The following is a 19602-nucleotide window of genomic DNA, read 5'->3' on the forward strand; positions in this document are numbered from 1 at the left end:
TGCGGCAAACCGAAAGTACGGGTATCGGAGATGCCGGCGAATCGTAAGCATTCAGCTCTGATGCATTCCGGTGTTGCTTGATCGCGGTGTGATCGCGGTGTGTGATGGTGCATGGCCGCGAGTCGTCCCGGGGTGGGTGTTGGGGTCAGGCCGGTGTGGGATCGGGAGGCATCCAGGCGCGGCCGACGAGGGCGTCTCGGATCGCGGTCATGACATCGGCACCGTGCTTGGCCGCGGTGGACAGGTAGCCGCGGATGGCGTAACGGTGCGCGGTGGTTCGTTCGGAGCGGAGCCGGCCGGAGATCTTCTGCTGGGTCTTGGCTGGGCGGACATCGCGTTCCGCCTGGTTGTTCGTGGGAGGAATCCGCAGGTCGCGGGCGAAGCGCAGCACGTCGTCCTCGCGGTCGCGCAACACCTCCAGCAGCACGCGGCCGACGGGCTGGGTGACGGTCTTGGCCGGGCCGGGAAGACGGCGAACCTCCGACAGGCCCACCCGCACCCCGTGCCGGAAGCTGCTGATCCACATTCTCCGGGTGCCTTCGGCGATGGCGTCCCTGCCCTGCTCGCGGGCGAGGTTGGCGGCGTGGATCAGTCCGCGCAGCGCGGTCTGGATCTGAGCCGGCCAGGCCGCACCAGGGTAGGTCTCGGCGCAGTCCTGCAGATCACGAAGCAGGTGAGCCACGCACAGCTGGTGGTCGTGCTCGCCGAGTTCGGCCGAGTCGTAGTTCTGGTAGCGGTCGTGGACGACGACGCCGGTCAACTCGGCGACGACGAACTTCTTGAACGTGGCCATGTCCCGGTCGCCGAGCATGTACGAGGTGAACACCTTCGTGCAGGCCACCAGCAGGTACTTTTTTGCCTTCTTCGGTCCGACCCGGATCGGCGTCTCATCGCAGCACACCATGTACGCCAGCGTGAGCAGCGCACGGATCCGCGCATTGGCCGAGGCGACCAGGCCCGCGGCGCGGGCGATCAGGCCGTGCACGAACCCCACCGACGGCTGTGCCCCGGTCAGCGAGGCGACCAACTCCACGCACCGATGCACCGGGATCGCGTGGACCACCAGCAGATACACGCACCACGCCTGCAGATTGACCCCGAGGCTGACCGGCGCGGAACTCACCCCGTCCGGGCGGGCAGCGGTATGCACCGCACCGCACCGGCAGGCGACCGTGTGCAGGTTGTGCTGCAGGCGGCGGGCGGTCACCAGCGGGATCTCGATCTGCTGATGCCGGCCGGTCACCCCAAGATCGGCCGCTCCGGCCAGATCGGCCCCGCACCCGCAGGCCCCCTCGGGAAAGTGCTCGACCATGTCGCGCTCGGCGACCTCATCCGACCACGCCAGACTCACCCCGGCAGCGCCCGGCTGCTTGCCCGGCCTGCGCTTGCCCGCCCCACGGGCCGCGGAAGAGGCCTTGGGCTGCTTCTTACCCGGCAGATCATCAGCCGAGGGCGGCATCCCCGAGTTACCGCTGTTGCGCGAGATCAGCCGCTCCAACCGCGCGACCCGCTCACGCAGCGCGGCATTCTCCTGCTCCAGCACGGCCACATGCTCGCGCAGCTCGGCATTCTCCTTCTCCAGGATCACCGTCCGCTCGGCCAGAGCGCGCGCAAGAGCGATCAGCTCCTCACGCGACATCTCTTCCAGGCCAGGCACACGGCCATCACAGCATGCCGGAGATCAACGATCAAAGTGACGGAACGTCACACCAGCAAGCCATCGGTCACAAAGCGCGCATGACGTGAATGCTTACGGCGTGTTGTGCTGAGGTCGTGGTGAACCGGCACCGCGATCTGAGGATCGCGGTCGTACGCCGCCGCTTGTGAGCGGCCGTACAGGAAGGTGCCTTGGGGCGTATGTCGTCGGTTGGGGCGATGAGGAGGCGGCCGCGATGGCGGGGCTGCGGAACGGCGCTGGCTTTGACGCTGCTCGCGATGCTCGCCGTTCTGGCCGGCTGTTGGCTTTCCCCCTCGATATCTCGGGTGCGGCCCCCGGTCGTCGATGATGTGCGGAGGATCGGCGGCATCGTGGTGGACACGACGTCGGAGTTCTCCTGGGAAGGCCACACCACGGTCACGAACGTCCTGGTCGTCGACACGAGGAACACGGACAACCGGAAGGCACTGGAGACAGCGGTCGCATTGGCGAAAGGACTCGGATGGGCGGTCGACTCCCAGCGGCTGCCTGATTGGGTATCGATGCGGTCGGACCGATGGGAGAACACCCAGCTGTCCCTCACCAGGATCGCGTCATACCAGGTGGACGAGTTCGAGGACCCGCGTCTGGCAAAGGTGATCAAGAGGCTGTGGAAAAGGCCCGGCAGCGCAGGCTTCGTCATACTCGAACTCGATCGGACCGACGGGCCGTGATCCATCCATTTGCCGAAGACGCCGGCTTCGTGAACGAATCACCACCGACGCGAGTAGGCCTGGTTCTCACCGTCAGATTTGCCACAGGGCGCTGACCGGCATCGCGCGCATGCGTGGGCCGAAGGGGAGGGTCTGCGTGCCGGTGTAGAGGACGACGCCGGCCACGAAGTCGTCCTCCAGGCGGTCGGCGAGATGGCGCAGGCCGCGGAAGTCGTCGGTTCGCTTCAACTTGCCTTTCGAAAAGGCTGGAATTGCACGCTGAGCCGTACCTCGAGTGCCTCGGCGAGGCGTTCCAGCATGGGAATGGTCGGCATGGTGCCACCTGCCTCGAAGCGGGCGACCGCAGGTTGTTTGAGGCCTGCCCGATCTGCCAGCTCCGTCTGTGTCAGGGCGAGTTCCTCGCGACGCCGCCGCACCGCGTCGCCGAGTTCGAAGCGGAGGCGAGCGGCCTCATAGGCGGCTCCGGCACCGGGACGATTCATGATCTCGGCGCGCCTGTCCGACCATGCCGTGCGCTCACCCATGTCGGTCACTCCTCGTCTGCCGTGTGAGCTTCCGCCATGCACCGTTGCATGGCCCGCACGGCTCGCTCGATCTCGGCTGTCTCTCGCATCCGCTGCTTACGGAAGACCGTGAGCAGGATGATGCGCCTTCCCGGAGCGATCCAGTAGGTGACGCGAACCGCGTCTCGGGAAAGATGGAATCGAAGTTCTCTCAGCTTGCCGCACAGTTGCCGGGTGTACGGCTCGTCAAGAAGCACGCCCCGCTCGGCCAGTAGATCGACATAGAACACGGCGGTCTCCTGGTCGTTCTGGCTGAGCGAGTCGAACCACTCGTCGACTTCGGGTTCCAGTTCCACCTCTCCCCACTTCATAACATGAACGTTATAGGCGAGGCAAGCGTCATGTCTTTCGGTTCGTCAAGCAAGTCAAGATCCTTTTCCGGTGGTGCTCGATGTCGGCGAGTGATGAGGAACGACGACAGGCGGCGCCGCGCTCGTGCGGTTGGGGGCGATTGTGTTTCCGCAGGCCGTACGGCCTACGTGAGCAGATGGCCGCATGATCGCTGACGATTTGGTCGCAGGGCGCATGGTCGTCTGGTCGCTCCGGACGTGGGCAGCTGGTCGGAAGTCGCGTGAGCGACTGGTCGCTGACACGGTGGGTGGAGCGGCGAGGTGCCGGGATCTGCGGGGTCGTGCCTCCGGCTGAGAATGATCAGGAGGTTCTGCGAATATTGTGAGTTGCGTCCTGATGGCCTACCGCGGAGTCACCCCTTATGAGCGAGCTGAGCGAACCGGCAGCCGGACAGCCCGAGCGGAACGACCCGGCGGCGCTGCGGCGGGCGCTGGCGGAGGCGGTGGAACGGGCGGCCGGCGCGGCGGAGCTCACCCGGCTGATCGGCGACTACCAGCGGCGGCTGGAGGAGGTGGCGCGCGCGGAGGCCGAGGCCGTGACCAGGACGCGCGAGGCCGAGGCGCGGCTGAAGACGGCGGAGCGGCAGAACAGGCAACTCGCCAAGCAACTCGCCGAGCAGCGCTACCAGACCGAGGTCGCCAACTGGAAGCTCGCCTCGCTCCAGGACAGCCGGTGGAGCAAGCTCGGCGACGCGATCAACAGCAAGAACCCCGGCTCGGTGGCCAAGACGCTGAAGGCGCCGATCAGGAAGCGCCCGGCGCCCAGGCGCTCCGACTTCACGCCGGAGATCCCCGTCGTCGAGGAGGCGAAGGCCATTCCGGCCGAGCCCCAGCCGAAGCCTCCGCAGGTCTCCGCGCCGCTCGCCGGGCACTTCGTGGTCCCCAAGGGCCCGACGGCACGGCCGTACATGACGGTCGCCGCGATCGTCGACCGGCAGACCGAGGCGCTGCTGCGGTACGAGTGGCGGCTGGTGACCAACTTCGGCCCGGACAACTGGGAGGTCATGCTCGACCAGCAGCGGCCGCACGTGCTGTTCGTCGAGTCCGTACGGCCCGGCCCCCGCCAGGGGAACGGCGGACGCTGGCTGGAGGCGCTGGCCGGGGAGACGCGCGCGCTGCGCGACCTGGTGGCGGCCTGCCGCAAGCGGGGGATCAAGACGGTCTTCTGGCACTCCGGAGGCGCGGTGTCGCGGGGGGTCCCGGCGGCCGAGCACTTCGAGTGGGTGCTGACCACCACCGAGGCCCGGGCCCGCGAGTGGCGCTCGGCGCTGCGGCACGACCGGGTCGGCGTGCTCCCGCTCGCGATCCAGCCCCGGGTGCACAACCCAATCCCCGCCGAGGGCGGCCGTACGGGGGAAATCGTCACCCTCGGCACTGTCCCCCCTCCCGCCGACGGATCGGCCGCCTGGCGGCCGCTGGCCGGCCAGGGCGACGACGACACGGCGTACGACGACGTGCTGACGGCCTACCGGCAGCCGGCCCTGGTGATCGCGGGCGCCGACGCCGAGCCGCGGACGATAGGAGAGGTCACGGCCTGCGGCACCCCGGTGCTCCAGGTGCGGGCGGGGGCCAAGGGCGAGGAGATCGTCGCGGCGGCCGAGATGTTCATGGCCGACGCCGAGCGGCTGGCCAGGGAGGCGCACCTCGCCTGGCGGGCCGGCGCCGGCGTGACGCCGCTGCTCGACCCGATCCTCGACACGCTCGGCGTGCCCAGCGTGCGGGGCAGCGGCGTGGTCACGGCGGTCGCCGCGGTCGCCGGTCAGGCCGAGCTCGACCACCTGCTCGCCCAGGTGTCCCGCCAGATCGACCGGCCCGGCCAGATCGTGATCGTCGCGGAGGGCCTGGACGCCGGGCTGGTGGACAAGACCGTCCGCCAGGCGTGCCCCGGCCTCGACGTCGTGGTCCGCGTCGCCGAGGAGCCGATCACGCGGGGGGCCGCCCTCGACCGCGCGGTCCGGCTCGCCGACGGCGACCACGTGGCGGTGCTCGACCCCAGAGACCTGTACGGCGAGCACTACCTGGCCGACCTCGTCCGGCACTTCGCCTCCACCGACGCCGAGGTGCTCGGGAAGGCGTCCTTCTACGCGCACCTGCCCGGAACCGGGGCAACGCTGCTGCGCCAGCCGGGGGCCGAGCACCGGTTCCTGCCGGAGATCGCCGGGGGCACCGTCCTGGCCCGCCGCCAGACCCTCACCGATCTCGGCCTCGCGGACGTCTCGGAGGAGTGGGGCGAGGTCCTGATGCGGCAGTGCCGTACGGACGGGGTGCGGGTCTACTCGGCCGACCGCTACTCCTACGTCTGCGTCCGCGACTCGGCGGAGGGCGCGCTGCTCTCCTCGGCGCGCATGGAGGGATTCGTCCCGGCCGAACCCCTCGCCCTCCTGCTCTGACCGGCTTCTCCGACCGGCCCGGCTCCGGCGTTAGGCTGGCCGCGATGACCATCGCGAGCCATGAAGAACGGGACCACGGGTGCCCGGCGCCGCCCGTGGAGGACGGCGAGTGATCGTCGGGGCGCTGGCCGCCGTCCTCGGCTCGCCGCCCGTCCCCCAGGGCTCGTGGGAACGGGAGGCGACGTTCGCCTCCGCGGCGGCGCTGCGCGGGACCGGTATACCCGCGAAAGAGACGGCGGAGCGGCTGGCCGGACGGCTGCGGGCCGTTCCTGGGGTCGGGCGGGTGGACGTCCGGCCGAACGGCTTCCTCGTCATCGCCGTCACCGAGCCGGAGGACGTCCTCGCCGACGTCCCGCCCGCCGCACCCCCGGAACCCTCCCGGCCGTCGAAAGGCGAGGGGCCGTGGCCGGACTTCCCCCGTACGTGGGACAACCCCGGCTTCGCCGTCAGGTACGCGTACGCGCGGGCGGAGGCCGTACGGCGCTGGGCGCGCGATCTCGGCGTCGCGACCCGCGTCGGCGGGCGCCCCAGCCCCGGGCGGCTGGACGGCCCGTACGACCGGGCGGTGCTGCGGGTCCTGGCGGAGCTGCCGAGCAGGCGGGAGAGCCGTGATCCGGGCTGGGCGGCGTATCTCGAACGGCTGGCCGCGGCCTACCACGACGCCTTCGAGCACGCCGCGCCCATTCCCCGGGGCGACGAGGAGCCGTCGGACGTCCACGCCGCGCGGGTACGGCTGGGGGAGGCGGTGCGCGCGGTGCTCGCCACGGGCCTGCGGGAACTCGGTGTCACCCCGCCCCGCAGAATCTGAGCAAAAGCAGAAACCGACCGGAAACAGTACGCAGGATGACCTGCGATGCAGAATATCTTCCACGCGTTGTCTCGCAGGGTGAGCAGCGGGCGCGGGAGAATCGCCGGGTCGGCTAGCCTCGTGCGGGTGAGTCGATTCGCCCACCCAGCCGGCGACCTGCACGCCGCCTCCAATATCGTCGCCGTGACCGCCGGACCGCCCGAGGAGCGTCCGCCGCACACGCCCGCCGACCTCAACGCGCTCGAACCGGCCATCTGGCCGCGAACGTCGGGCCGGACCGGCGGAGCCGTCACGATCGGCGGCATCGACGTACGCGACCTGGCGAAGGAGTTCGGCACACCGCTGTACGTCGTCGACGAGGAGGACTTCCGCTCCCGCTGCCGCGAATACCGCTCGGCCTTCCACGACGGCGAGGTCCACTACGCGGCCAAGGCGTTCCTGTGCCGGGAGGTCGCCCGCTGGATCGACCAGGAGGGGCTCGGCCTCGACGTGTGCAGCGCGGGCGAGCTCGCCGTCGCGCTCAGCGTGGGCTTCCCGCCCGCGCGGATCACGTTGCACGGCAACAACAAGTCGCTCGCGGAGCTGGAGAAGGCCGTCCAGACCGGCGTCGGCCACGTCGTGGTCGACTCGTTCGAGGAGATCGCCCGCCTCGGCTTCCTCGCCGAGAAGCACGGCGTGCGGCCCAAGGTCATGATCCGGGTGACCGTCGGGGTCGAGGCGCACACCCACGAGTTCATCGCGACCGCCCACGACGACCAGAAGTTCGGCCTGTCGCTGAACGGCGGCGCCGCCGCCGAGGCGGTGCGGCGCATCCTCGCGCTGCCGCAGCTCGAACTGGCCGGCCTGCACTCCCACATCGGCTCGCAGATCACCGACGTCGGCGGTTTCGAGGTCGCCGCCCGCCGCCTCGCCACCCTGCTGGTCGACATCAAGGAGGAGCACGGCGTGGTGCTCCCCGAGCTGGACCTCGGCGGCGGATACGGCATCCCGTACGTCACGGGCGACGAGTCCCTGGACGTCAAGGTCATCGCGGACGGCCTGCGCGAGATCGTCACCAAGGTGTGCGAGGCGGCCGGGCTGCCGGTGCCGCGCCTCACGGTCGAGCCGGGCCGCTCGATCGCGGGCCTTTCCGGCGTGACCGTGTACGAGGCCGGTACCGTCAAGAACGTGGAGGGCCTGCGCACCTACGTGAGCGTCGACGGCGGCATGAGCGACAACGTCCGCACCGCGCTGTACGGCGCGGAGTACACGGCGGTGCTCGCCTCCCGCGAGAGCCAGGCGGCGCCGATGCTGTCGCGCCTGGTCGGCAAGCACTGCGAGAGCGGCGACATGGTCGTGCGCGACCTGTACCTGCCGGGCGACCTGGCCCCGGGCGACCTGATCGCCGTCGCCGGCACCGGCGCCTACTGCCGGTCCCTGGCCAGCAACTACAACTATCTGCCCAAGCCCGCCGTCGTGGCGGTGTCCAACGGCCGGGCGCGTGTGATCATCCGCCGGGAGACCGAGGACGACCTGCTCAGGGGGCAGCTGTGACCAGCCGCCGCAGGCGGTCCGGCGGCGAAGCGAGGAGGGGTCGTGAGTAACGCCAAACCGGCGCTCGGGGTCGCGCTGCTGGGCTGCGGCGTCGTCGGGTCGCAGGTCGTGCGCCTGCTCGGCGAGCAGGCCGACGATCTCGCCGCCCGCGTCGGGGCGCCGCTGAGGCTGGCCGGCGTCGCCGTGCGCAGGCTCGGCCGCAAGCGGGACGCCGACGTCGACCCCGCGCTGCTCACGACCGACGCCGAGGCCCTCGTCACCCGTGACGACGTGGACATCGTCGTCGAGGTGATCGGCGGAATCGAGCCCGCCCGTTCGCTGATCCTCGCCGCCATGGCGCGGGGCAAGTCCGTGGTCAGCGCCAACAAGGCGCTGCTGGCCGAGGACGGTGCGACGATCCACCGGGCCGCCCGGGAGAACGGCGCCGATCTGTACTTCGAGGCGAGCGTGGCCGGGGCGATCCCGCTGCTGCGGCCGCTGCGCGAGTCGATGGCCGGTGACCGGGTGCGCCGCGTGCTGGGCATCGTCAACGGCACGACCAACTACATCCTCGACAAGATGGACTCCACCGGCGCCTCGTTCACCGACGCCCTGGAGGAGGCCCAGGCGCTGGGATACGCCGAGGCGGACCCGACGGCCGACGTCGAGGGCTTCGACGCCGCGGCCAAGGCCGCGATCCTCGCGGGCATCGCCTTCCACAGCCGGGTGACGGCCGCCGACGTCTACCGTGAGGGCATCACGGACATCACCGCGGCCGACGTCGCCTCCGCCAAGGGCATGGGCTACGTCATCAAGCTGCTGGCCATCTGCGCCCGCTCCGACGACGGCCGGTCGGCCGGGGTCCGCGTGCACCCCGCCATGATCCCGAGGTCCCACCCCCTCGCCGGGGTCCGGGAGGCGTACAACGCCGTCTTCGTGGAGGCCGAGTCGGCCGGGCGGCTGATGTTCTACGGCGCGGGCGCGGGCGGCGCGCCGACCGCCAGCGCCGTGCTGGGCGACATCGTCGCGGTGGCGCGCAACCGCCTCGCGGGCACCCGCGGCCCCGAGGAGTCGACGTACGCCGACCTCAAGGTCCACCCCATGGGCGACAGCGTCACCCGCTACCACGTGTCGCTGGACGTGGCGGACAAGCCCGGCGTGCTCGCCCGGGTGGCCGACACCTTCGCCCGGCGGGACGTGTCGATCCAGACGGTGCGGCAGGAGGGGCGGGGCGACGACGCCCGGCTCGTGCTGGTCACCCACCGGGCCAGCGACGCGGCCCTGTCCGGCACGATCGAGGACCTGCGCGAACTGGACATCGTCCGGGCGGTCGCCAGCGTGATGCGCGTGGAGGGCGACGAAGCTCCCTGACCCTCCTTCCTGACGAGCGACGACTCGATCCGGTAACGGCCTTGTGGATCTTCGTGCCGGTGGAAACGGGATGTCCCTAACCTCGTAGAAGTGATCACTTCATCGGGGGAGAGCGTGGTTACGGGCGAGGCGGCCCGTACGGCCGGCGACGGCGCGGCCGGGGCCGCGGCGAAACGGCCCGGATGGCCCAGGCGCTCGCGGTGGACGCCGCTCGTCGCGGGCCTCGTGGCCACCGGCGTCGCCGTGTCCGGCGGCACGGCGTCGCTGTCGGGTGACGAGGTGGCGACCTACAGCGCCGCAGTGGCCCGGCCGCTGAGCGGCCTGTGGACGCTCGTCCAGCACGTCGACGGCCACTTCCTGCCCTACTACCTGCTCATCCACCTCTGGTCCCTCCTCGGGGAGGCCGAGTGGTGGCTGCGCCTGCCGTCGGCCCTGGCGGCGGGCGTCGCGGCCGGCTTCCTGGCCGACCTCGGCCGCAGGCTCGCCGGCCCGCGCGCCGGAATGGCGGCCGCCGCGCTGTTCGCGGTGCTGCCGTCGGTGTCCTTCCACGGGGCGAACGCCCGGCCGTACGCGTTCGCGGCCGCGGCGGCCGTCGTCTCGGCCTGGGCGCTGCACCGGGTGGCGGAGTCGCCCACCTGGGGCCGGGCGGGCGCGTACGCGGCCGCGGTGGCCCTGCTCGGCTGCACGCACCTGTTCTCGGTCCTGGTGCTCCCGGCGCAGTTCCTGGCCGCCCTGCTCGCGCTGCCCCTCCGTACCGTGTCGGCCAGGGTCGTCCCCGCGATGGCCGCGGGGTGCGTCCCCGTCGCGATCCTCGGGCTGGTGGGATGGGGCGAGCGCGCCGCGATCAGCTGGATCGAGCCGCACGGGCCCGAGGTGCTGCTGAAGGTGCCCAAGCACGTCGCGGGCTCCGATCTCGCCGGGCCGGCGCTGTTCGCCCTCGCCGCCGCGGGGGTGGTGATCCTGCTGCGCGCGTCCGTCCCGTGGGGCGTGCTCGCCGGTGGCTGGCTCGTCCTCCCGCCGCTGCTGCTGCTCGCGGTCGACGCGCTGGTGACCCCCGCCTATGTGGACCGCTACGTGTTCGTCGCCGCGCCCGCGCTGGCGCTGGCGGGCGGCGTGGCCCTCGCCTCCGTCCGCCCGTCTTCCGCCCGCACCACCGCGCTGGTAGCCGTGCCGTCCGTCCTGGCCGTCGCGTTGCTGGGGCTGCCCGCGCAGGCCGACTACCGGCGGCGGAACGGCCACTACGAGGACTTCCCCGGAGCGGTTGACGTGATCAGGGCGCAGGAGCGCCCCGGCGACGCCATCGTGTACGGCCAGAGCAGGCTGCGCACCGGATTCGGCTACTACGGCCGCGACGGGCTCCCTGACGACGTGCTCTTCACAGGGCGCGGCCCGGCCTTCGAGTACGCGGAGAGGCCCGGCCTCGCGGAGGCCCTGGCCGGGCGCCGCCGGGTCTGGGTCGTCTGGCGGGGCACCAGGCAGGCCGGCCTGGAGGGCACGAAGATCCGGCGGGTGATGGCCGTGCGCGCGGCGGGATTCCGCCTGTCCACCGCCTGGCACTCCGCCGAACTGCCCGGCCTGACCGTCGCGCTGTTCGAACGCGGGCGGGGCGGAAAATGACCACCGCGGCGATACCCGATCGCCGAGGTGACGGCAAAGTAATTGCCCGATGCAAGTAAAGTCTTCCCCTATGCGACTTACGGTGAAGAGACTCGTACCGGCCTGTCTCGTCGCCGCGGCGTCGGTCGCGGGGCTCCAGCAGGCCCCCGCCGGGGCGGCCGGCGTTCCCTCCACGGGGCAGGCGGCCGCGCACGCCGCCCCGCAGGCGGCGGCCAGGAGCGGAGTGCCGACCGTGGCGCTCACGTTCGACGACGGGACGGCCGACCACCTGGCCGTGGCGAAGATGCTGGCCAGGCGCGGCCTGAAGGGAACGTTCTACGTCAACAGCGGGCGCCTCGGCAGCTCCGGCAAGTACCTGACCGTGCCGGCCCTGCGGGCCATCGCGCGGGCCGGGCACGAGATCGGCGGCCACACCCTCCGCCATCCACACCTGTCGGACGAGTCCGAGGACGTGCAGCGGAGCGAGATCTGCGACGACCGGCGGGCGCTGCTGAAGATGGGCTTCGCCGCCCGCTCGTTCGCCTATCCCTTCGGCGACTACGACGAGACCACCAAGCAGCTCTCCATGCGGTGCGGCTACACCACCGCGCGCGGCATCAACGGCCTGTACCGGCCCGACAGCTGCCGCGCGTGCCCGGTCGCCGAGAAGCTGCCGCCGGTCGACCTCGCCGCCGTGCGCGCCACGAGCCAGACCCGCCTGCCGCGTACGGCCCGCACATTGGAGGGCTTCGTCACCCGGGCCCAGCAGGAGGGCAGCCACGGCCTGGTCACCTTCGTCTTCCACGAGATCAAGAACAACCCGAAGGACCAGTACGCGACGGCGCCGAAGGAGTTCGCCGCCTTCGTCGACTGGGTGGCGCGGCAGCGGAAGGCCGGGAAGATCCAGGTGAAGGCGCTGGGCGACCTCGTGGGCGGAAAGGTCTGGCCGGTTCCCGACGAAATGTGAGAGATGGTCCGGGCACTGAAAGTCACAGGTATTTACCAGTTTCTGATGATATAAGTCCACAAAACTCGTAAAGAGACGAGCGGGAGGGACACGTGACGGTCGCGACGGAAATGTGCTCCCCGTACGGCTTCACGCGGAGTCCCACCCAGGAGGCTGTCGCGCTGTCGTGGAGCGGCGACGGCTGGATGGCGGGAGACCGCCCGTTGCCCGGCCCGCCGCGGCCCGCCGACGTCGAGGAGCTCCGGCCGCTGCGCGGGCTGACCGTCGAGTGGCCCGCGCGGCCCGTCGCCGGGGCACTCGATCCGGTGGTCGCGCTCGCCGCCGCGGGAGTGCCGCTGACCTGCCCGGATCCGCCCGCATGGGTACGCGAGGGCGATCCGGTGCTCGCTGGGCTCGCCGCGGCCTGGACGCCCGAGCCCGGCGACGGCACCCCGGCCTCGGTCGCCGACCTGCGCCGGGAGGAGCACAGCGTGCGCCTGCGCAGGCACGCGCTGCGCGCCCGGGGAGTCGCCGCGGACCCGGCGCCGGTCACCGTCGTCATGGCCACGCGGCGGCCCCAGTATGTCGGCGACGCGCTGCGGCAGATGGCCCGTCAGCGCGGGGTGGACTTCGAGGTGGTCGTCGCGCTGCACGGCTTCCCCGCGGCGCGGGTGCGGCAGGCGGTCGAGGAGTTCCCGCGTCCCGTCACCGTGGTCGAGGCCGCCGGGCAGGCGCCACTCGGAACGGTCCTCAACGAGGCGGCCGCGCGGGCGTCCACCGGCATCGTCGCCAAATGGGACGACGACGACTGGTACGGCCCCGAGCACCTGTCGGACCTGCTGCTGGCCATGACCTACTCGGGCGCCGACCTGGTCGGGACCGCTCCCGAGTTCTTCTACCTCCAGCCCCTGGACGCCACGATCCGCCGCACCGACTACGGCAGCGAGGTGTGGACCGACCACGTCGCGGGAGGCACGATCCTGCTCGGCCGCGACCTGCTGGAGGAGGTCGGCGGCTTCGGGCCGCAGGACCGGGGAGAGGACGCCCACCTGCGGCGCTCCGTCGAGGAGGCGGGCGGGCGGATCTACCGTACGCACGGCCTCGGCTACGTCCTGCGGCGGTCCCTCGGCGCCGACCACACCTGGAACCGTCCCCTTGCCCACTTCCTGCGAGCCGCGACGAACCAATGGCGCGGTTTTCGCCCGAGTCTGCTTCTGGACACGCCATGACGCCACGCATCAGGGGAAACGACTACACCGTGCTGCAGCCGCCCGCGCTGGGGTCGGCGTGGACGCCGAGCCTGCGGGTGAGCGTCGTCGTCCCGGCGTACGGAGCCCAGGCGAAGCTCGACCTCACGCTCGCCGGGCTGGCCGCGCAGACGTACCCGGCCGGCCTGCTCGAAGTGATCGTCGTCGACAACGGCAGCGACCCGCCGCTGCGCCTGCCGGAGATCCGGCCGCGCGGGACGCGGCTGCTGGTGTGCGAGGCGCCGGGCCGGGCCAGGGCGCGCAACGCCGGCCTGGCCGCCGCGACGGGGGACGTCATCCACTGGATGGACTCCGACGTCGTGCCGGAGCGTGCGGAGGTGGAGGCCCACATGCGCTGGCACCACCTCGCGCCCTACCTGTCGGTCACCTCCTATCTGCGCTTCAGCACCGCGGCGCTGCCCGCTCCCGAGGACGTCGCGGGCGCAGGCGACCTGGCCAGGCTGTTCGAGCCCGCCGAGCCGCACGCCTGGATCGAGGACCTGGTCGAGCGGTCGCAGGGGCTGACCCGCTCGCCGCGGCCGTTCAGCATCCACATCGGCGGCGCGTCGTCGGCGAACGCCAGGCTGTTCGAGCGGGCCGGGACGATGGACCCCGACATGATCCTCGGCCAGGACACCGAGATGGGCTACCGGCTGGCGCAGGCGGGGGCGGTCTTCGTCCCGGACCCGCAGGCCAGGGCGTACCACCTCGGGCCGTCCATGCGCATGCGCGACAGCGAGCGGATCAACCGGGTCAGCCACGCCCTGGTGACCGACCGCGTCCCCGTATACCGGTGGCTGCGCACCCACCCCTCGCGTCAGTGGAAGGTCCCGCAGGTGGAGGCCGTCGTCGACGCGACGGCGGGGTCGTACGACGAGGTCCGGGCGACCGTGGACGGCGTGCTGGCCGGCACCGTCACCGATCTCGCCGTCGTGCTGACCGGCCCGTGGGACGAACTCGCGCCGGAACAACGCGCCCCGCTCAAGGACCCGCGCCTGGACCTGGTGCTGCTGCGCGCGCACTACGCGCACGAGGGCCGCGTACGGCTGGCCGCGACGCCGCCCGACACCCTGTCGCCGTACCGGCTGCGCGTCCCGCCGGGCTGGTCGCCGGGGGAGGACGGCATCGGAGCGCTGCTCGCGACGGCGCGCGAGCGGGAGTTCGGGCTGGTCAGCGTGCTCCTGGCCGAGGACGCGGAGGGGATCGTCGTCGCCCGTCTGGAGCGCACCGAGGCCTTCGCCCGCGCCGCCCTCGTCGCGGCCGAGGGGGAGGCGGCCGAGGGGGAGAACGCCGACGATCTCGTGGACGAGATGTTCGGCACCCACTGGGCCGACGGCGAGACCCTCGGCTTCCGGCCCTTCGGCGAGGCCGCGCCCCACCTGAACCCTCGTGCGGCCTACCGGGCCCGGGTGTCGGCGCAGGCCGAGGTCGAGCGGCTCACCAACGAGGTCGAGCGGCTGCGCGGCCAGGTCGCCAAGTGGCGCGACGAGGCGGGGCGGTGGCGCAAGTCGGCCGTCGAGTTCCGCCGGGAGATCGGCGCCCTGCGCAAGCAGATCTCGGCGCTGCGCCGCGCCCAGAGCCAGGGCCAGGCCCAGGGCCTGCGCGGCATCGCCCGGGGCCTCACCCGCCCCTTCGCCTTCAAGAAGTCCTGACCGCGCCTCCCCGCGTCAGGAACGGCGGAACAGGCCCCGGCGCGCCCGCGGCGCCTGGTCCTCCGGGGAGGCCGGCGCGGCGGCCGGTGTCACCGCGGGCTTCCGTGCGGCGGGTGGGGCCTTGTCGAACTCGTCCGGCGTGGCGTGCCGTACGCCGTGGGTCTGGGCGACGACGTCGGCGATCGCCTCGCCGGGCGCGGCGAGGAGGCGGGCGCGTGCGACGGCCTCGGTCCGCTCCAGCGTGGCCGTGGGGCCGCCGGGCGCTTCCAGCACCAGCAGGCCGACGCGTTCCTCCAGCATCGCCCTGACCGCCCGCTCCAGCAGCGCCGGAGCGGGCGGCGCGTCGATCGGCGCGGTGTAGCGGAAAGGGATGGGCGCGGCCGTCGGCGCCGCGCTGCCGGCGAACCGCACCCGCGCGTCGGGCCCGAACGCCGCCCTGACCAGGGCGAGGTCGAACGCCTCGGTCCCCGGCGCCCACCTGCGGCCCCCGTCGAGCGGCGTCCAGGGGCCGGTCAGCGTCACCGCGACGTCCGGGAGCGTGCCGCGCAGCACCGCGTCGACGGCCGCGACGATCCGCCGCTCGTCCGCCCCGGCCACGTCGAAGACGACCTCGACGTACGGCACGCGCCACCGCCGGCCGGGCTCCTTGCGCAGGTCTCGGCGGAGCGGCACCCGCTGCGCCAGATGAGCCTCGACCAGCCGGACGATCGCCCTGCCGTGCTCGCTGCGCTGCGCGGGCAGGCCGAGGTGGACGGCGCGGGCCTCCGGGTCGGGCACGAAGACGGCCCCCGCCTGGGCGAGCCGGTAGGCGAACTCGGTGTCCTGGCCGCGCACGACCTCGGGATCGAAGCCCCGGACCTCGTCCAGCAGGGCCCGCCGCAGGGAGACCGTCGGCCCGGTGCAGACCTGGTAGGGGTTCTTGCTGGCGCGTAGGCCGTCGAGGCGGCGGATGGTCTCCTCGGTCGAACTGGACACCAGCGCCGACGGGTCGAACAGGTCCTCCGGCGAGCCGCGCCGTACGGCGTCGTGGACCTGCCCGGGAGTGAGCGCGGGCTCCTCGGCGAACCTCTTGCCGCCGATGGTGACGAGGTAGTCGGTGAGGTGGTGCCAGCGGAACAGCGCCTCCAGGTGCTCGCGCGAGATCACCATGTCGGCGTCGAGGCGCTGCACGATCTCCCCCTCGGCCGCCGCGATGCCGGCGTTCATCGCGTGCCCGGCGCCCCACCCGCCGGCCGGCACGGAGACGATTCTCGTGTTCTCCGGCCGCAGCCCGGGCAGGCGCAGCGGGGGATCGCTGCGGTCGTCCACCACGATCACCTCGGTGAGACGCGCGGGATAGGTCTGCGCGGCCAGCGCGGCCAGCGTCAGGTCGAGGCGGTGCTGTCCGCCGTGCGCGGGGATCACGACGCTCGCGCCGAGCGTGGGACTCCAACTTCCGAGGGGTGGCGGCGTGAGCGGAGAGTAGTCGTTGTGGCGGATCCTCGGCCGGGGCTCCACGCCTGTCAGGTGGGCCAATCCTCGTCCTTCACAGCGATGGTCAAAGGCCCGGTCCACACTAATGCCCCTTCCGCCAGTCTTTGCCCCGTCACGTCGCCCAGAGCGGCACCTCGCCCTCCGTTACGGCCTCCTCCTCCGCCTTGCGATGCACCACTCTGGACACCGCTCCGCCTGGGCAAACTTTGGTGGTCGCGGCACTAGCGAAAGCGAATGACGGTTCCCTAAGGTGACGCCCAATATGTCCAGTCGGTGGACAACGGAGTCCGCACGTCAAACGGTTGGCCTTGAACTCCTCCCCGGCTTGAAGGCCGGAGGTTCTCCCGTCGTGTCGCGGTCAGGCGGCGTGCGGGGGTTGACGCTTCGCGGACCGGGCAGCCCCGAGGTCTCCACGTCCTGACACCGCGGTTCCTGCGGCGTTGCGTATGTTGATCGCGGCGTTGGTGTCGGCGTGCCCGGCCCACCCGCACGCGGGGTTCACGCACGAGAACCGGGTGCCGTCCCGGGCCGCCGGGTCGCGGTGGCCGCACCGGTGGCAGGTCTGTGACGTGCCCGGGGCGGGGACCTTCACCACCAGCCCGCCGCGATCACGGGTCTTGTACTCCAGCAGGGTGACCGTCCGGCCCCACGCCTGCCCGGTGATGGCGCGGTTCAGCCCCGCCTTCTGCCGCACGTTCCGGCCGGGCCGCTCGACCGTGCCGGTCGCGGAGCGGACCATGTTCGTGATCGTCAGGTCTTCCACCACGACCACGCCGAAGGTGCGCGCGAGTTCGGTGGTGGTCTGGTGCTGCCAGTCGACGGCCCGGCGCTTGGCTGTCGCGCGGAGCCGGGCGATCCGGTCATAGGTGCGGGCCAGCCGTCTGGACGCAGGCCGGCCGGGAACGCGAGTGCGGCGCCGGCGGGCGGACGTCTTCTCCAGCCGGCGAAGGTGTTCCTTCTCACCGCGAGTGAGCCATTCCCCGTGCTCGCGCATGGTGCCGTCCGACAACGCCAGGGCGACGGTGATTCCCCGGTCGATCCCGACCGGCTCGCCCCGGTGGGCGACCGGGGCCGCCGCGACCACGGCTTCGGTGCGGAACACGATCTGCCACCCGAAGGCGTCCTTGACCAGGCGGGCTCCGGTGATCCGCCCGGCCGGGCCGCCCCTGGTGACGCCGGGCAGGTCCCTGGTCCAGCGGAAGCGCACCCGCCCGACCTTGGGCAGGTTGACCGCGCCCCACCGCCGGTTCACCCGCGTGATGTTCAGGTCGCGGGCCTGGGGGACATCCACGGCCGGCCGGGTCCGCGACCGGCCCTTGAACGTGGGCCGTCCGGCGGGATGGGCGGGGTTGAAGAAGTTCGCCCACGCCTGCCGGTAGGTTCTCAGCACCGCCTGCGCCCCCTGAGCGGGCAGCCGCCCCATCCAGTCGATCTCGCGGCGAGCCACCCGGATCGCGGTGTCGCAGTCCTTCACCGACGCCAACCGGCCCTGCCGGAAGGTGCAGAACTCATGCAGCAGGTTCCACAGCGCGCGGGCGGTGTGCGCCTGACCATCCAGCACCGCCACCTGGGCCGTGCTCAGGTCGAGTCGCGCCACATGCGCACGCGCCTGCCTGGCCACCTCCACGCCCGGATCGTACCCCCGGGTTTACGCCAGCGTGACGGAATCCACACCCTGAGTGACCCCGATGTACGCATCGAACGCCATGGTGTCCACACCCTCCGCACCCACGTGGTGTGCGTGACGAAGTACCGGCGTGGGGCCTTCACCGGCCCGATGCCGACCCGATGCGAGGAACTCATGCGCGAGGTGCGCGCCGACTTCGAGGTCGAGCTGCGCGAGCTCAACGGCGAACACGACCACGTCCACCCACTGATCCACCACCCGCCGAAGGTCGCCCTGTCCACACTCGTAACTCACTGAAGGGCGTCTCGGCGCGGATACTCCGCAAGGAACACAGCGCGTATGTCCGCAAGTACCTGTGGGGTGGACACTTCTGGTCCGAAGTCCTACTTCGCCGGCTCAGTCGGCGGTGCACCGATCACGGTGCTCAAGCAGTACATCGAGCAGCGGCAACGCCCACTGTGACCTGCGGGTGAAGGCACGCTCGCGCCCTAGCTATAAGGCACTCCCGCGCGGGCCTTCACCCCCGGCCTGAAGGCCGGAGCACCGGCCCGCACTCCGGTAGACTCGGTGACCGATACCCCTGGTGACACGCGTCCGCACGCGTGGGAGGAGCAACCATGTTCAGGGCTTGGCGTGGCCTTATCGAGGAGTACCGCGACCGTCTTCCGGTCTCCGCGACGACGCCCGTGGTGACCCTGCTCGAAGGCGGCACGCCGCTCGTCCCCGCCCGGCGGGTGTCCGAGATCACGGGATGTGACGTCCATCTGAAGGTCGAGGGTCTCAACCCCACCGGCAGCTTCAAGGACCGCGGCATGACCCTCGCGATCAGCAAGGCCGTCGAGGAGGGCGCCCAGGCGGTCATCTGCGCCTCCACCGGCAACACCAGCGCCTCCGCCGCGGCCTACGCCGTACGGGCCGGGCTGACCTGCGCCGTCCTCGTGCCGCGCGGGAAGATCGCGATGGGCAAGCTGGCCCAGGCGCTGGTCCACGGCGCGAAGCTGCTCCAGGTCGAGGGCTCCTTCGACGACTGCCTGGAGATGACCAGGAAGCTCGCGGAGACCTACCCGATCGCGCTGGTCAACTCCGTCAACCCGCACCGCCTGCAGGGCCAGAAGACGGCGGCCTTCGAGATCGTCGACGCGCTCGGCGACGCGCCGGACGTCCACTGCATCCCGGTCGGCAACGCCGGCAACATCTCGGCCTACTGGATGGGCTACCAGGAGTACGCCGAGGACGGCGTGGCCACCAAGCGTCCCCGAATGCTGGGGTTCCAGGCCAGTGGCGCGGCGCCGATCGTCGGCGGCTCCCCGGTCACCCATCCGCAGACGATCGCCACGGCGATCAGGATCGGCAACCCCGCCTCGTGGCGGCTCGCCGAGGCCGCTCGCGACGAGTCCGGCGGCGACATCCAGGCCGTGACCGACCGCCAGATCGCCGCGGCGTACAAGCTGCTCGCGCAGGAGGAGGGCGTCTTCGTCGAGCTCGCCTCGGCGGCGAGCGTCGCCGGCCTGCTGCAGGCCCACGAGCAGGGCCTGCTCACGCCGGGACAGCGGATCGTCTGCACCGTGACCGGCAACGGCCTGAAGGACCCGGACTGGGCCATCTCCGGGGCTCCCGCTCCGGTGACGATCCCGACCGACGCCTACGCGGCCGCAGCGGCGCTGGGACTCGCCTGACCCGCCCGACCCGCCCTCTGA

The 19602-nt window shown here is 71.9% G+C and carries 16 protein-coding genes and 1 pseudogene; 11 read left to right on the forward strand and 6 right to left on the reverse strand.

What is annotated here, in order from left to right; all coding sequences use genetic code 11:
- Positions 1-145: 145 nt before the first annotated feature.
- Complete coding sequence (gene tnpC, locus OG344_RS17440; protein ID WP_405084024.1) at positions 146-1639, reverse strand: IS66 family transposase; 1494 nt, start codon at positions 1637-1639, stop codon at positions 146-148.
- A gap of 296 nt (positions 1640-1935) precedes the next feature.
- Here tnpC and OG344_RS17445 point away from each other — a divergent pair, with 296 nt between their 5' ends.
- Positions 1936-2370, forward strand: coding sequence for a hypothetical protein (locus OG344_RS17445; RefSeq protein WP_405084025.1), 435 nt, complete (start codon positions 1936-1938; stop codon positions 2368-2370).
- A 72-nt stretch (positions 2371-2442) separates the two neighbouring features.
- Here the strand turns inward: OG344_RS17445 and OG344_RS17450 are convergent, their stop codons facing one another.
- Genes OG344_RS17450 through OG344_RS17460 form a run of 3 tightly spaced genes read right to left on the reverse strand, consistent with a single transcriptional unit; the run spans position 2443 to position 3244 of the window.
- A complete protein-coding gene (locus OG344_RS17450; RefSeq protein WP_405084026.1) occupies positions 2443-2598 on the reverse strand; it encodes a hypothetical protein in 156 nt (51 codons plus the stop codon).
- Positions 2595-2894, reverse strand: coding sequence for a helix-turn-helix domain-containing protein (locus OG344_RS17455; protein WP_405084027.1), 300 nt, complete (start codon positions 2892-2894; stop codon positions 2595-2597). Before OG344_RS17455 ends, OG344_RS17450 begins: the two co-directional genes overlap by 4 nt.
- A 5-nt stretch (positions 2895-2899) precedes the next feature.
- On the reverse strand, positions 2900-3244 hold the full coding sequence (locus OG344_RS17460) for a type II toxin-antitoxin system RelE/ParE family toxin (RefSeq protein WP_405084028.1): 345 nt from the start codon (positions 3242-3244) through the stop codon (positions 2900-2902).
- 401 nt (positions 3245-3645) lie between these two features.
- On the opposite strand from OG344_RS17460, the gene OG344_RS17465 reads away from it, so the two are divergent.
- The 8 genes from OG344_RS17465 to OG344_RS17500 all read left to right on the forward strand — a co-directional run bounded on the left by OG344_RS17465 (position 3646) and on the right by OG344_RS17500 (position 14805).
- Complete coding sequence (locus OG344_RS17465) at positions 3646-5673, forward strand: hypothetical protein (protein WP_405084029.1); 2028 nt, start codon at positions 3646-3648, stop codon at positions 5671-5673.
- 109 nt (positions 5674-5782) lie between these two features.
- The gene (locus tag OG344_RS17470) at positions 5783-6481 is read left to right on the forward strand and encodes a DALR anticodon-binding domain-containing protein (RefSeq protein ID WP_405084030.1); all 699 of its coding nucleotides are present in this window, start codon (positions 5783-5785) and stop codon (positions 6479-6481) included.
- Between the two features lie 126 nt (positions 6482-6607).
- The gene (lysA, locus tag OG344_RS17475; protein WP_405084031.1) at positions 6608-8014 is read left to right on the forward strand and encodes a diaminopimelate decarboxylase; all 1407 of its coding nucleotides are present in this window, start codon (positions 6608-6610) and stop codon (positions 8012-8014) included.
- A gap of 42 nt (positions 8015-8056) precedes the next feature.
- On the forward strand, positions 8057-9364 hold the full coding sequence (locus tag OG344_RS17480) for a homoserine dehydrogenase (RefSeq protein WP_327044354.1): 1308 nt from the start codon (positions 8057-8059) through the stop codon (positions 9362-9364).
- 90 nt (positions 9365-9454) lie between these two features.
- A complete protein-coding gene (locus OG344_RS17485) occupies positions 9455-10981 on the forward strand; it encodes a glycosyltransferase family 39 protein (protein WP_405084032.1) in 1527 nt (508 codons plus the stop codon).
- A gap of 82 nt (positions 10982-11063) precedes the next feature.
- Complete coding sequence (locus OG344_RS17490) at positions 11064-11927, forward strand: polysaccharide deacetylase family protein (protein WP_405084033.1); 864 nt, start codon at positions 11064-11066, stop codon at positions 11925-11927.
- A gap of 92 nt (positions 11928-12019) precedes the next feature.
- On the forward strand, positions 12020-13135 hold the full coding sequence (locus tag OG344_RS17495; protein WP_405084034.1) for a glycosyltransferase family 2 protein: 1116 nt from the start codon (positions 12020-12022) through the stop codon (positions 13133-13135).
- Positions 13132-14805: a glycosyltransferase gene (locus OG344_RS17500; protein ID WP_405084035.1), complete on the forward strand. Its 1674-nt coding sequence runs from the start codon at positions 13132-13134 to the stop codon at positions 14803-14805. Before OG344_RS17495 ends, OG344_RS17500 begins: the two co-directional genes overlap by 4 nt.
- A gap of 15 nt (positions 14806-14820) precedes the next feature.
- Here the strand turns inward: OG344_RS17500 and OG344_RS17505 are convergent, their stop codons facing one another.
- Complete coding sequence (locus OG344_RS17505; protein WP_405084036.1) at positions 14821-16320, reverse strand: glycosyltransferase; 1500 nt, start codon at positions 16318-16320, stop codon at positions 14821-14823.
- A gap of 316 nt (positions 16321-16636) precedes the next feature.
- Positions 16637-17905, reverse strand: a complete 1269-nt coding sequence (locus tag OG344_RS17510) for an RNA-guided endonuclease InsQ/TnpB family protein (RefSeq protein WP_405084037.1) — start codon at positions 17903-17905, stop codon at positions 16637-16639.
- A gap of 48 nt (positions 17906-17953) precedes the next feature.
- Here OG344_RS17510 and tnpA point away from each other — a divergent pair.
- Together tnpA and thrC are read left to right on the forward strand one after the other, a co-directional pair.
- Positions 17954-18367 (forward strand): annotated as a pseudogene (gene tnpA, locus OG344_RS17515) (IS200/IS605 family transposase).
- 155 nt (positions 18368-18522) lie between these two features.
- Positions 18523-19581, forward strand: a complete 1059-nt coding sequence (thrC, locus tag OG344_RS17520; protein ID WP_405084038.1) for a threonine synthase — start codon at positions 18523-18525, stop codon at positions 19579-19581.
- Positions 19582-19602 lie beyond the last annotated feature (21 nt).

It is taken from the genome of Microbispora sp. NBC_01389 (assembly GCF_045040095.1).
In the GTDB taxonomy this organism is placed as follows: Bacteria; Actinomycetota; Actinomycetes; order Streptosporangiales; family Streptosporangiaceae; genus Microbispora.

Bases quoted from the DNA above. Each gene is read 5' to 3' on its own strand.
- tnpC (WP_405084024.1), bottom strand. From the start codon at position 1,639: ATGTCGCGTGAGGAGCTGATCGCTCTTGCGCGCGCTCTGGCCGAGCGG.
- OG344_RS17445 (WP_405084025.1), top strand. From the start codon at position 1,936: ATGCTCGCCGTTCTGGCCGGCTGTTGGCTTTCCCCCTCGATATCTCGG.
- OG344_RS17455 (WP_405084027.1), bottom strand. From the start codon at position 2,894: ATGGGTGAGCGCACGGCATGGTCGGACAGGCGCGCCGAGATCATGAAT.
- OG344_RS17460 (WP_405084028.1), bottom strand. From the start codon at position 3,244: ATGAAGTGGGGAGAGGTGGAACTGGAACCCGAAGTCGACGAGTGGTTC.
- OG344_RS17465 (WP_405084029.1), top strand. From the start codon at position 3,646: ATGAGCGAGCTGAGCGAACCGGCAGCCGGACAGCCCGAGCGGAACGAC.
- OG344_RS17500 (WP_405084035.1), top strand. From the start codon at position 13,132: ATGACGCCACGCATCAGGGGAAACGACTACACCGTGCTGCAGCCGCCC.
- thrC (WP_405084038.1), top strand. From the start codon at position 18,523: ATGTTCAGGGCTTGGCGTGGCCTTATCGAGGAGTACCGCGACCGTCTT.